Source organism: Gilliamella sp. B2923, from assembly GCF_026536565.1.
In the GTDB taxonomy this organism is placed as follows: Bacteria; Pseudomonadota; Gammaproteobacteria; order Enterobacterales; family Orbaceae; genus Gilliamella.
Map to the genome: position 1 here is coordinate 111,651 of NZ_JAFNNZ010000005.1, position 13,142 is coordinate 124,792.

10 protein-coding genes and 1 tRNA gene are annotated in these 13,142 nt (G+C 36.6%); 2 read left to right on the forward strand and 9 right to left on the reverse strand.

Annotated features, from left to right (window positions below):
• Positions 1 to 54: 54 nt before the first annotated feature.
• On the forward strand, positions 55 to 1,020 hold the full coding sequence (cysK, locus tag J3U42_RS07375; protein WP_220217460.1) for a cysteine synthase A: 966 nt from the start codon (positions 55 to 57) through the stop codon (positions 1,018 to 1,020).
• A 99-nt stretch (positions 1,021 to 1,119) separates the two neighbouring features.
• Here the strand turns inward: cysK and ruvB are convergent, their stop codons facing one another.
• The 7 genes from ruvB to recQ form a co-directional block, all read right to left on the reverse strand.
• The gene (gene ruvB / locus J3U42_RS07380; protein WP_220217461.1) at positions 1,120 to 2,124 is read right to left on the reverse strand and encodes a Holliday junction branch migration DNA helicase RuvB; all 1,005 of its coding nucleotides are present in this window, start codon (positions 2,122 to 2,124) and stop codon (positions 1,120 to 1,122) included.
• Between the two features lie 13 nt (positions 2,125 to 2,137).
• Positions 2,138 to 2,746, reverse strand: a complete 609-nt coding sequence (gene ruvA / locus J3U42_RS07385) for a Holliday junction branch migration protein RuvA (RefSeq protein ID WP_220217462.1) — start codon at positions 2,744 to 2,746, stop codon at positions 2,138 to 2,140.
• A 259-nt stretch (positions 2,747 to 3,005) separates the two neighbouring features.
• Positions 3,006 to 3,344, reverse strand: coding sequence for a YbaB/EbfC family nucleoid-associated protein (locus J3U42_RS07390; RefSeq protein ID WP_220217463.1), 339 nt, complete (start codon positions 3,342 to 3,344; stop codon positions 3,006 to 3,008).
• A gap of 33 nt (positions 3,345 to 3,377) precedes the next feature.
• Complete coding sequence (gene dnaX / locus J3U42_RS07395; RefSeq protein ID WP_267336111.1) at positions 3,378 to 5,468, reverse strand: DNA polymerase III subunit gamma/tau; 2,091 nt, start codon at positions 5,466 to 5,468, stop codon at positions 3,378 to 3,380.
• A 466-nt stretch (positions 5,469 to 5,934) separates the two neighbouring features.
• A complete protein-coding gene (locus tag J3U42_RS07400) occupies positions 5,935 to 7,110 on the reverse strand; it encodes a M20 family metallopeptidase (protein ID WP_366518677.1) in 1,176 nt (391 codons plus the stop codon).
• Between the two features lie 173 nt (positions 7,111 to 7,283).
• Complete coding sequence (locus J3U42_RS07405; protein ID WP_416380451.1) at positions 7,284 to 8,501, reverse strand: hypothetical protein; 1,218 nt, start codon at positions 8,499 to 8,501, stop codon at positions 7,284 to 7,286.
• A 112-nt stretch (positions 8,502 to 8,613) separates the two neighbouring features.
• Positions 8,614 to 10,443, reverse strand: coding sequence for a DNA helicase RecQ (gene recQ, locus J3U42_RS07410; protein WP_267336113.1), 1,830 nt, complete (start codon positions 10,441 to 10,443; stop codon positions 8,614 to 8,616).
• A 293-nt stretch (positions 10,444 to 10,736) separates the two neighbouring features.
• On the opposite strand from recQ, the gene J3U42_RS07415 reads away from it, so the two are divergent.
• Positions 10,737 to 10,813 (forward strand) — tRNA-Val (locus tag J3U42_RS07415).
• A gap of 277 nt (positions 10,814 to 11,090) precedes the next feature.
• Here the strand turns inward: J3U42_RS07415 and J3U42_RS07420 are convergent.
• Together J3U42_RS07420 and J3U42_RS07425 are read right to left on the reverse strand one after the other, a co-directional pair.
• Complete coding sequence (locus J3U42_RS07420) at positions 11,091 to 11,918, reverse strand: hypothetical protein (RefSeq protein ID WP_267336114.1); 828 nt, start codon at positions 11,916 to 11,918, stop codon at positions 11,091 to 11,093.
• 301 nt (positions 11,919 to 12,219) lie between these two features.
• Complete coding sequence (locus J3U42_RS07425; protein ID WP_267336115.1) at positions 12,220 to 12,822, reverse strand: hypothetical protein; 603 nt, start codon at positions 12,820 to 12,822, stop codon at positions 12,220 to 12,222.
• Positions 12,823 to 13,142: the final 320 nt, after the last annotated feature.

Below are 13,142 nucleotides of genomic sequence, written 5' to 3' on the forward strand. Positions count from 1 at the left end.
TGTGGTAATACTTTGGTGTTGTTCCGTTTAATGTTTTTTAATAAGGATTCTGATATGAGTAAAATATTTGATGATAATTCACAAACTATTGGCCACACGCCTTTGGTGCGATTAAAGCATTTTGGTCATGGTAACATTTTAGCCAAAGTGGAATCACGTAACCCGAGTTTCAGTGTTAAATGTCGAATTGCATCAAACATGATTTGGGATGCTGAAAAACGTGGCTTATTAACCCCCGATGTTGAATTAGTTGAACCAACCAGCGGTAATACCGGTATCGCTCTTGCAGCAGTAGCCGCTGCTCGTGGTTATAAATTAACCTTAACAATGCCAGAAAGTATGAGCATTGAACGCCGAAAATTGTTAAAAGCGTTAGGTGCTAATCTGGTATTAACCGAAGCTGCGAAAGGCATGAAAGGGGCAATTGAAAAAGCCGAAGAGATCGTTGCCAGCAATCCGCAACGCAATATTATGCTACAACAATTTAGCAATCCAGCTAATCCTGAAATCCACGAAAAAACCACCGGACCTGAAATTTGGTTAGACACTGACGGCCAAATAGATATTTTTATTGCCGGTGTAGGCACTGGCGGTACATTTACCGGGGTAAGCCGTTTTATTAAAAAAACTCAAGGAAAAAATATTACAGCCGTCGCTGTCGAGCCGACTAACTCCCCGGTTATTTCGCAGGCATTAGCGGGCGAGCCTATAAAACCGGGTCCACATAAAATCCAAGGTATTGGTGCCGGATTTATTCCGTCGAATCTCGATTTAAGCTTAGTTGATTTAGTCGAAAAAGTATCTAATGAAGAAGCCATTGATACAGCCCGTATCTTAATGGAAAAAGAAGGTATTTTAGCCGGCATCTCATCGGGTGCAGCCGTATTTGCCGCTGATAGACTAGCGAAGTTACCTGAAAATGCCAATAAAACCATTGTTGTGATTTTGCCTTCTTCCGGTGAACGCTATTTAAGTACTGACTTATTTAGTGGCATTTTCACTGAAAAAGAGCTAGGTTAATTATTATTCACAAAAAAAGCGCAATAAATCAATTATTGCGCTTTTTCGGTTTAACTAGCCTTTATAATGGTTTGCTAACCTAATTTAAAAAATAATCAATTAGCTTTCATAAATAATGCCAAAATGTCGATAAGCGTGTGGTGTGGCAATTCGCCCTCGTGGTGTTCTTTGAATATAGCCTTGTTGAATTAAAAACGGTTCAAGCACATCTTCGATCGTTTCCCGCTCTTCACCAATTGCCGCAGCAATATTATCCAATCCAACCGGGCCACCCATAAATTTTTCAATAATGGCAAGTAAAAGTTTACGATCCATATAGTCAAATCCTTCATTATCAACATCAAGCATATCCAATGCTAAGGTTGCTATCTTTTCATCGATAATACCTTTTGATTTAACATCAGCGTAATCACGAACACGGCGTAATAAACGATTGGCAATACGAGGCGTACCTCGAGAGCGTTTAGCAATTAAGTGGGCACCTTCACTCGATAAGTCCATACCTAAAAATTTAGCACTGCGACCAACGATATACTCTAAATCTTCAACACGATAAAATTCAAGGCGCTGAACAATGCCAAAACGATCACGTAAAGGCGAAGTTAACGATCCGGCTCGAGTCGTGGCACCAATTAACGTGAAAGGTGGCAGATCAATTTTAATCGAACGAGCCGCCGGCCCCTCACCTATCATGATATCTAGCTGGTAATCTTCCATTGCCGGATATAAAATCTCTTCAACAACAGGCGAAAGGCGATGAATTTCATCAATAAAAAGCACGTCATTCGGCTCTAAATTGGTCAGCATTGCCGCTAAATCACCGGCTTTTTCTAATACAGGTCCGGAAGTGGTACGTAAATTAACGTTCATTTCATTGGCAACAATATTGGCTAACGTTGTTTTGCCCAGCCCCGGCGGGCCGAAGATCAGAACATGATCAAGCGCATCACAACGCTGCTTAGCCGCTTGTATAAAGATTTTCATTTGCTCACGAACTTGCGGTTGCCCGATATACTCGTCTAAATATTTTGGACGAATAGCACGATCTAACGATTCTTCTTCTTTTTGAGCTTGTGGAGCAATTAAACGATCTGCTTCGATCATAATTATTTCCTATCTATAATGCTGATTTTAAAGCTTCACGTATGAGCATTTCACAATCCATTTCCGGTTTGATGACTTTGCTGATAATACGGCTTGCTTCTTGCGGCTTATAACCAAGAGCGATAAGCGCGGAAATAGCCTCGCTTTCAATTTGATTTGCCGATTTTTTAACATCACCTTGCTCAATCACAGTTTTTAATGATGATAACCCTTCGCCAATATTTTTTACCCGATCTTTCATTTCGACAATTAAGCGTTCTGCTGTTTTCGTCCCAACGCCAGGTAATTTGACTAAGGTTTTAATTTCACCTTGTTCGACCGCTGCAATAAATTGTGCTGCTGACATGCCGGATAAAATTGCTAAAGCTAATTTGGGACCAATACCATTGACTTTAATCAGTTCACGAAATAGCTCTCGTTCTTGTTCATGATTAAATCCATATAACAATTGCGCATCTTCTCGCACAACAAAATGGGTTAAAACAATCACTTCTTGCCCATTATCTGGTAACTCATAAAAACAGGTCATCGGCATAAAAACATTGTAACCGACACCACCAACATCGATTAACACTTTGGGTGGCTGTTTTTCAATTATGATCCCACGTAAACGACCTATCACAATTTATCCTTAATAATTTAGGGTTGAATAATATAAGCGATGTGACATTCGTTGCTAAATATGCTAAATGTTTTACGCATTTGCACTGCATATTTTTAAATGTTAATCACTTAATTTTAACCGTTGATGATTATCGATTAGTTTACCTGATAGAAAAAAATTAATAAAGATAAACTGTATAAATAGACAGGAAAACCCAAAACAATTTTGCCGACATAAGTCGGCAAAATAATATTGGATAAATAGGTTAATGCATTAATTAAAAAGGCATTTTAAAGCCCGGCGGTAATTGCATTCCACCAGTAACTTGCGCCATTCTCTCTTTTTGCGCTTCTTCTAAGCGACGGGTCGCATCATTAAAGGCCGCCGCAATCAAATCTTCTAACATCTCTTTATCATCTTCGGTAAGAAGTGAAGGATCGATTTCAACACGTTTACAGTTATGTGCACCATTAACAGTCACTTTAACAATGCCAGCACCGGACTCACCCGTCACTTCAAGTTTGGCAATCTCTTCCTGAGCTTGTTGCATTTTAGCTTGCATTTGTTGGGCTTGTTTCATTAAATTGCCCAAGCCACCTTTTCCACCTGAAAACATAATTATTCCTCGTTAATAACAGTTAGCCTTAGATTATACAGGACGAATACTCGCTTCATCAATCTTTGCTTCAAAACATTGACAAATCATCGCAACTTTTGGATCTTCGATGATAGTTTGCTTCGCTTGCACTAATTTTTGTTGATACAACGCTTCACGCATTTCTAAAGGCGTTTTTATCACTTGATTATCATCAATAATCACTTTGACTTTCAAATTTTGTTGACGTTTATCACTTAAAGCTTTTTCTAATTTCGCTGTATTTACTGATGTGTTAATGAGATGTTTAACCGAAGAGCGCATATGTAACACAACATTATCATCATCAAGTTGTTCAATATAAGAGTTGATAGCAATTTGTTTAATTAATGGCGCGATATCTAACTGCTCAATTTCGGCACACCATGCATCTTTTTGTGCCATTTCATCAATTAATTTTTTTATCATTTCGGGGGTTTTATCACCATTTAGCGATTCCCGAAATGATTTGGTATCAATAGCTAACTCATCTTTGGTTTCAACAAGCCCACAAGATTGCCATTGATAGTTTTCAGCGGTGATTTCTGGCTCATCATCATTTTCGATACTATCGCTTTGCCTATCAACATTGGCATTAGTTGATTGCTCGGATTGAGTTGCGGATGATGACACCTTTTTAACCAACCTGTTTTTTGGTTGATTAGTATCAACCAATTCAGACTTTTTTGGTGTTTGTTCCTCTTTTATTAATTTACTGCGCATCTCTAAAATATTTTTGGTAAGAGACGATGCATCATCGGGAATCGATAGATCTGCTGTTATAACATTTTGCATAGGCTCTACATTATTATTTGCTACACCAGACTGAGCCTGTGATAGCGCCTCGGTAGTTGTTGCCGGTTTTGCAGAAGCGGGCGTTGGTGCTATAGGCGCAGCTAATTTGGCTTTAACCTCGCTATCGATTTTAGGTTGAACGTGCACAGGCTGAGCCTGCTTTGCTGGCGCAACTTGCGGCTGATTAAAGTTAGCGTTATTGGTTGCCGCTGGTGTAGCACCAACCGCTTTTGGCATAAAAGCTAACGCGCGCAAAAAGCTCATCTCAGCACCAATTTTTTTATCGGGCGCATAAGCAAGCTCTTTTCGACCCATTAATAAAATTTGATAAAACAGCTGTACATCATTAGGTGCCATATACTGAGCTAAAAATCGTATTCGCTCCTCATTGTCGGTATATTCGCCTAATGCTGTTGGCACTATTTGCAGGAGCGCAACTTGATGTAATAAGGCGATACTTTCTGCTAACAAATTATCCCAATCTGCACCTTGCATAGCCGCAGATTCAATTTGTTGCATCATCGCATTGCCGTCACCATGATAAAGCGCTTCAATTAGCGAAAATGGGATAGATTTATCCAATGTGCCTAACATTGCCGCAACCGAATCAGCATCAACCTGACCATTACCTAAAGCGATTGCTTGGTCGGTTAAACTTAACGCATCACGCATACTGCCATTAGCCGCCTTAGCCAATAGCTGTAACGCTTTCGGTTCACTATCAATTTTTTCTAATTGCAAGATATGCGCTAATTGCTGGGCAATAAGAGAAGTATCAAGCATATTTAAATGTAAATGCAAACACCGAGACAGTATGGTGATCGGCAGTTTTTGCGGATCGGTTGTTGCCAATAAGAATTTAACGTGTTCAGGCGGCTCTTCAAGTGTTTTTAACAGTGCGTTAAAACTACTTCGAGAAAGCATATGTACTTCATCGATAAGATAAACTTTGAAACGGCCTTTAGTTGGCAGATATTGAATGTTATCTAAGATTTCACGAGTATCTTCAACCTTTGTTCTTGATGCGGCATCAATTTCAAGTAAATCAACAAATCGACCCTGTTCAATATCACGACAGTTATCACAAACACCACAAGGCGTTGCGGTGATACCTTTTTCACAATTTAATCCTTTAGCTAATAATCGAGCAATTGACGTTTTACCCACGCCTCGTGTGCCGGAAAATAGATAAGCATGATGAACTCGTCCTAACGAAAGGGCATTTGATAAAATTTTAAGGACATGTTGCTGTCCTACCACTTCAGTAAATGATTTTGGTCGCCATTTGCGCGCCAGAACTTGATAACTCATGATCACCATTATATATCGCCAATAAATTTGCGCTAATAATAACATAAAGAGTTAAATTAGTCTTTAATTTGCCGATTAAGTGGGCTGTAGATCTGATAATTTTTATACTGAAACGTAGGGTATTTCTGAAACTTCTTGACAAGGATTTTACCCTTTGATACTTAAATCAAATAGGGTTTTATAGCTTAATAAATTTTTAAATTTTGTTAACACTACCGCTAAACAGATTTATTTTTTTATCCAGATAAACTCATATGGCTCAAAAGTTAAATGACGATATTTCAATCATGCTTTGACTAGTCACGACTGTCATTATTGCGCCAAATAACCGATTAAAACCTTTCTGATGTAAAAACCATAACGATAAAATTGCTACGCAATAACTGGCGTTTTCTATTTTCAGCCTAAAAGAATTAACCTTTATATAGACAATCCAACCACCAATAAATGGTTGGATTGTTTATGATTAGTTTTGATTGAGGTATGCCCATGCATATTGTGCATAAAACTCTGCACCAATTGCCAAACCGTCCTCATCAACATTAAAACAACCATGATGATGTGGCCACTGGGTATCTTTATCCGGATTACCTGAGCCAACTAAGGCAAATGCTCCCGGAATATTTTCAGTGTAGTAACTGAAATCTTCACCGCCGGTTGTAGGCGGCTCAAAATAAAGTGCCTCTTCACCAAATGACTCTACGATAACTTTTTGCGCTAGCAAAGCGCTCTCTTTATCGTTAATAACCGGCAAAGTGCCATAAATATATTCCACTTCGGCCGTTGCTCGATACATGGCAGCAACTTGATTAGCATAACGTCGAATAGCTGCTTCGATTTTGTCACGAACGGCAACATTAAAGCAACGAACTGTCCCTTCTAACACCGCATTTTCAGCAATAACGTTAAAACGAGTACCTACCTCCATTCGGCCAATTGTTACCACCGCAGGTTCAAGTGGAGAAATTTCACGTGATACAATCGATTGTACATTCATCACAAAAGCGGATGCCACCATAACAGCATCGACCGTATCATGCGGCATTGAACCATGACCACCTTTACCCTTGAATCGCACCGTTAATAAATCTGCTGAAGCAAAACTTGAACCAACCACGCAAGACACTTTACCAACTGGCGTTTGTGACCAAATGTGCATACCAAAAGCACTATCCACACTCTCAAGGACACCTTGTTTTATCATCTCTTTTGCGCCTTGTGCAACCTCTTCAGCGGGCTGGAAAACCAATCTGACATGACCTTTTAACTGATCACGTATGGCATAAAGAGCTTTTGCCGCAGTGAGCAACATGGCGGCATGGGTATCGTGTCCACATGCATGCATTTTGCCGGCAATGGTTGATTGATAATCGATATTTTGACTTAATTCTTGCACCGGTAGCGCATCAATATCCGCGCGAAGCAAGATCCTTTTCCCCGGTTTTCCACCTTGAATTTCTGCAATAATACCGGTTGGCTCTGTACGACGATAAGGGATGCCTATTTTATCCAGCTCTTCAGCAATTTTATCAGTAGTTCTAAACTCTTCCCATGGTAATTCGGGATGACGATGCAAATCACGACGAAAGGCGATCATCTCAGCAATGTTTTGCTTAACTAATGTTTTTATATTTTGATTTATCATAGTACGACCTTTAATATTCCAATTTTTATCCGATCACCACAATTTAAGAGCGGATAATTTAAATGATACAGACAGCGTTTAAATTCATTAGCATCTGCATTTATAAGCGTATCGAAGACGTCATCTTCTACTATAAATCTAAAAAGATGACATCAAATAACGATGCAACTTTAAGCTTTCACAATCATATTGACCATAATGCCTGCTAAAACCACTGATACAATTGTCACCGAGATAAACCCGCCGATTAACATTGGTGGTAACATATGGCTGGTTAAAATCTCTTTTTCTTTTTGGTTTTTACACAGATTATTAATGACTTCGTTAGTAATAATATAGTCAGCAGGAAAACCATATAATGCAGTAAGCGCTATAGAAAATGCCATTGCTCGACTTACATTTAAAATCTTACCTACTACAACTGAGAAAATGAACATGCCTACCACCGCAGCAAGAATGAAAACCACTAACGGCGTAATAAGGCGAACAAGCATTTCGGGCGTTGCGCGGCTCAATGTATCAAAAATAAATAACATCAACCCCATTACTGCCAATCCAAAACCACCGGCTTTTTTTAATGGATGACGTTCTAAAAAACCAATTGAAGAGGCAATGACTCCAAATAATAAACACAACACAAACGGGCTTACACTGACCCATGGTTTTAAAATTTCAGCAACAAAATAAGCTAAGAACCCGACAATAGCTATCCGTAAAAAGATAAAATAAGATGAGTTATAACTGGCAGGAATTTTGCCAAATAATTTTGGCATCGGGTTTTCATCTAATGAATTGGCTTCTTCTTTTTCGAGAGGGGATTTGGGATCGTTATTTGAATTCCATTTTCCAGCGTGATAGAGTTCCAGTACTCTGCGTCCCTCTTTTTTAAGCATGATAGATGTCAACGGATAACCGACAAAGCCCTGCATGACGTAAATAATAATGGCAAAAACGGCAAGATCTGCCAATCCGGCATCTGTTGCACCTTGCGCCATTATAATGGCTGAAACAATCCCACCAACTAACGGCGGAATAGCCACAACGACCGTATTAAAATCAAAGAACAGATAACCAACTATAATGGCAACAATAATGATTCCGGCAATACCGGCTAACGAGATTAATATGGTTTTCCATTGTAACAATAACTCTTTGACTGATAATAGCGTTCCCATATTAACGATGAGCAGGTACATAAACATGACAGCAACAACTGGCGGTATACCCGCCCGGGCTACAATATCTTTTGGAAAGAATGTCCAGTAACCTATTAAAAATAAGACTGCACAAATGAAGACAGAAGGAATCCAAGCTTTAGTGCGTGTTGAAACCACATCGCCCAGATATAAAATGATAAGTAACAAGACCAGTGCCAGCATCTGTGGCATGTCAATCATCGGTGACATAAAAACTCCATTTTACTTTAAAGATTATTTCACTATCAAATAAAGCTAATCAATTAGACCAAAAAATGTATTATATTTTAAATTTTTTACATTGTTAGCTATTTTTTATTATAAATTCCTTAATTTCATCTAAAAAAAGATTGCCATATTTTTCCAGTTTGATATTACCCACACCGGTGACATTGATCAGTTGCTTTTTACTTTCAGGTTTGGTTTGAACCATTTCCAGCAAGGTAGCATCACTAAACACAATATAGGGTGGAATATCTTCAGCATCGGCAATGCTTTTACGCAATCGTTTGAGATTAGTAAATAATATCCTCTCTTCATAAGATAAAATTGTCGATAAATTAATTGATCTTGCATAGCGATTTAAACGGCTCTTTTTAACAATTTCTAATCGAGGTTTTGCTAACGATAAGGCGACTTCACCCCGCAGGATTGGGCGTGCTTTTTCCGTAAGTTGAAGAGTGATATAGGTTGAGACATTTTGTTGCAAATACCCTAAATGAATCAGTTGCCGAATAACACTTAACCAATACTCTGCCGGGTGAGTTTTACCAATACCATAAACCGACAATTTTTCATGACCATTTTCTAAGATTGCTGAGCGTTTTGAACCACGCAAAATATCTACAATATATTGAGCGCCAAATCGTTGCTCTACACGGTAAACACACGATAATACTTTTTGTGCATCAACCAGCCCATTATAAATTTCAGGCGGATAAAGGCACATATCACAGTTATTACAAGGCTCACTACGATTTTCGCCAAAATAGTTAAGCAACACAATTCGCCGACAAGTCAAACTTTGAGCAAAAGATTCCATAGCACTAATTTTATGCAGTTCAACGTCTTTATGTTGCCCATCCATTTTCTCGTTTGTTTGACGATAATACCAATTGAGATCATTATTATTAAAAATTAAAAGCGCTTCAGCCGGTACCCCATCACGCCCTGCCCGGCCGGTTTCTTGATAGTAATTTTCAATAGTTCGAGGGCAATCAGCATGCACCACAAATCGGACATTGGGTTTATTAATTCCCATACCAAAAGCTACGGTAGCCACAATAATTTGCACATCATCTTTTATAAATTTTTCTTGAGCATTTTGCCGTTCATGATTGGTTAATCCGGCGTGATAAGCGATAGCCGAAAATCCTTTGGCGATAAGTCTTGTTGTCATATCTTCAACTCGAGATCGACTCGAGCAATAGATAATGCCACTATTACCGTTTTGCGTTTCAATAAACGAGACAAGTTGTTCGGTCAAATTAAATTTCTCAACCACAGTATAACGAATATTAGGTCTATCAAAACTACGCACCACAACCAAAGGATCAACTAAATTAAGTTGATGAATAATATCTGTTTGGGTCATTTTGTCGGCAGTCGCGGTTAATGCAATAATCGGCACTTGCGGAAAACGATTGGATAAATGGTGTAACTGCCGATAATCTGGCCTAAAATCATGCCCCCACTGTGAAATACAATGCGCTTCATCAATTGCGATTAATGATGGCGGGTGGGTATCAATCAAAGAAGAAAAGGAAGATAACGCTAAACGTTCCGGCGAAATATAAAGCAGTTTGATACTGTTATTAAGATATTTTTCAATAACCTGTTTTTGCTCGACATTAGATTGACTGGCATTGAGAAATGCGGCCGAAATGCCATTAGCTAATAATTGATCGACTTGATCTTTCATTAAAGAGATCAGCGGTGAAATGACTAATGCAGTACCGGGCAACAAAACAGCAGGAATTTGATAACATAACGATTTACCCCCTCCGGTAGGAATAATAGTCAATATATCTCGACCGTCAATAATCGACTCGATGATCTCTTTTTGTTGATTTCTAAATGATTTATAACCGAATGTATTGTGTAAAACATCTTCAATCTGATCTTTTATTGACATACTAACCTAAATAACGCATAAATTAATGCAGCGAGTATAGCCAATTTAAGCATAACAAACTACCGCCAACTTATATTTATTCCTTTATTCATTCCAAAATTGAAAAATAATACTGAAAAATTTTCTGCAACCACCAAAAATAATCGACAATATTAAGATTTAATCTTAAAGTTAACCGTAAAATGCTTATTTTAAATACAATTTTATTCAACAGACTAAAAATTCAACTATTTTTCAATTTTTTTACTTGCTACAAATCCAATTGCCAGCTAATATTTGCGTGTTTCAAATATACGCCCGTAGCTCAGTTGGTTAGAGCATCACCTTGACATGGTGGGGGTCAGTGGTTCGAGTCCACCCGGGCGTACCATTCTAAAGCCTTATCCGAAAAGGCCTCGAAAGAATTAATCTTTTCCTCAATTTTATTAAAGGGGTAAAACTGAGGTAAAACCCACACCATTTTTAGCAAATTTTTGCGACCCACTAATTCATAATTTCACATCATTGCTTCACACTTTAGAAGATTAATTTATTATGAATAAAATACAAAACGACTTTAGGCGCCTTGATTCTTAGTAAAACAATAAAAAGCCCAACTTTAGTTCAGGCTCATTTTTATTTTAATTAAATATGCTTCTCAATTTATTTCATTGTTTTTGGCAATTACTATTATCCACATGAATGATTAGAGGCTCTCCATTATCAATAGAATATACATAAGATGCCCCATTTGAGAATATAAATTTTATACGTTGCAGTACTTTATTGTCAGACTTATCAATATTACAGTATTTATCTACCGCAAATACGGTTAAAAAAGCTTTTAATGTTTCATCATTAGAGTCTTTTATTGAAGTATTTTTTATGGTTAATTTAAAGAACAATTCATTATTATTTTTATAAACATCTTGCAATACTGTGTATTCATCTAAATCTTTAGGAGTCTGTTTTTTAAAGCCTTCTATAATTTTATCCTGCAATGTATGCAAATTATCTTGAAATTTTTTTCTATCAACTTTATGACTAAAAGGGTTTACTGTGTTAAATTCACAAAAAGGCAGAGTATCCTTACCGGTAGTGTTTAAGAAATTGATTTCTAATTTATTGTAAAAGTAATCTGGCATGTCATAGACAAGTTTTAGTCTGGTGTCTTCTATATTTTCTACTTTTAGTTTTTCGATATATCCATCCTCAACTAATAATTCGCCTAAGTATATAATTCCATCCTCTACTTTATATTGCTTAAAAAATTCGCCATCATATAATGCTTTTTGGGAATTATCATTACAAATATAAGTTTTATGACTAACTTTTCCATCATCATAAAATGTAACAATTTGTGCTCGTTGACCAATTTGATACATATTCCACTTTCCAATAATTTTTTGTTTAATTTCTTGATTTGATAAACTCTGTTTATCATTAGCAAAAACAAAAAACGGAATCATTAAAAGAATTAACAGTATTTTTTTCATATCTATTTCCCTTAGAATAATTAATCCAAATATTAACAAAAATAATGAGGAGAAATACCCAAAAAATTTAATTTTTGAGTACTTTTGTTCATTTTCAATTTATTGCAATCGATATCTCTCAATAAAGTATTTACGGGGAATAAAGTTAAATGCATAAAGCTTCATGCTGTCGATATAGAATTGATTGAGTAAGCAAGTCCCAGACTTTTATATCGCAAAGTCTAAAGTTGTCATTAATGCAGTTAAGTCCAATTAAAACAACAGGCCAAATTAACTAAAGCGAAATAATAGCATAGCAAATTTACCACATAACTCCCTTACACCATCTCTCTGTTTTTGTAGGAGTAATTAACTCAAAGTTATTTCTGCGCATACATTGTTCAAAATGATACTTATTAAAAAATTCGAAGAAAAGAGTATCGGGACCTATTCCTTGATAATGATAAAATGTGTTATTTTGGGGTATAAAACGAGCACATGCTTTATGAAGTATATCTGCATTAAGCGGTTTATTTTCGATATTTTCGCCTAAGAGCCGGAGAAAAATTTGGTCCGTTGTTCCTATCAAATTTTTAGGTCTTGATCTAAAACGGTTTTCAAGATAATTGTGCTGAATCGCAATTGCATTAGGTAAATTTTCCTGAGATATATGCCCACTTGAACACAACTCGGTAAAGATATTAACCATAATTAGTCTTGTATTTTCTGTTTCTTGATTACATTTTTCAAGATCACTTTTTGAAGCTTTTGCTCTATTCTTTACAACTGATCGCCAATATTTTTTATCATAATCTGGAAATTCACTGTCAGTATAGCCAAACAAACAGAAATCACCTCTACTTGAACAGGAGTTCACGCTAATAACCATCAGCGTTAAAATAAAAATTCTTATTAATTTAGCCATTAATTATTTCCTAAATAATTCATGTAAAATAGATTTTATATTAATATTCTCATTTAGGACAATACTTTATCAGCAAAGGTTTAAGTTTTTAGATAAATATTATCTATATATCAACAATATTTTAAAGGTTTATACAAAAAATCACATTGAATGAGTAGAAGTTCCGCACGCTCAAATCGTAATTTAGGTGGGGTAAAACTCTACCTAAGTTATTGATATCTTTAATATCTTTTTTAACTCAAATCACTGTTTTTATGCACATGTAAATAAATTATAATTAATTGATTTATTTAAATATAATCTAAATTAGGACTTAATCT

Excerpts from the sequence above, each read along its gene's own strand:
- cysK (WP_220217460.1), top strand. The coding sequence starts at position 55 with ATGAGTAAAATATTTGATGATAATTCACAAACTATTGGCCACACGCCT.
- ruvB (WP_220217461.1), bottom strand. The coding sequence starts at position 2,124 with ATGATCGAAGCAGATCGTTTAATTGCTCCACAAGCTCAAAAAGAAGAA.
- J3U42_RS07390 (WP_220217463.1), bottom strand. The coding sequence starts at position 3,344 with ATGTTTTCAGGTGGAAAAGGTGGCTTGGGCAATTTAATGAAACAAGCC.
- dnaX (WP_267336111.1), bottom strand. The coding sequence starts at position 5,468 with ATGAGTTATCAAGTTCTGGCGCGCAAATGGCGACCAAAATCATTTACT.
- J3U42_RS07405 (WP_416380451.1), bottom strand. The coding sequence starts at position 8,501 with ATGCCACAGATGCTGGCACTGGTCTTGTTACTTATCATTTTATATCTG.
- recQ (WP_267336113.1), bottom strand. The coding sequence starts at position 10,443 with ATGTCAATAAAAGATCAGATTGAAGATGTTTTACACAATACATTCGGT.
- J3U42_RS07420 (WP_267336114.1), bottom strand. The coding sequence starts at position 11,918 with ATGAAAAAAATACTGTTAATTCTTTTAATGATTCCGTTTTTTGTTTTT.
- J3U42_RS07425 (WP_267336115.1), bottom strand. The coding sequence starts at position 12,822 with ATGGCTAAATTAATAAGAATTTTTATTTTAACGCTGATGGTTATTAGC.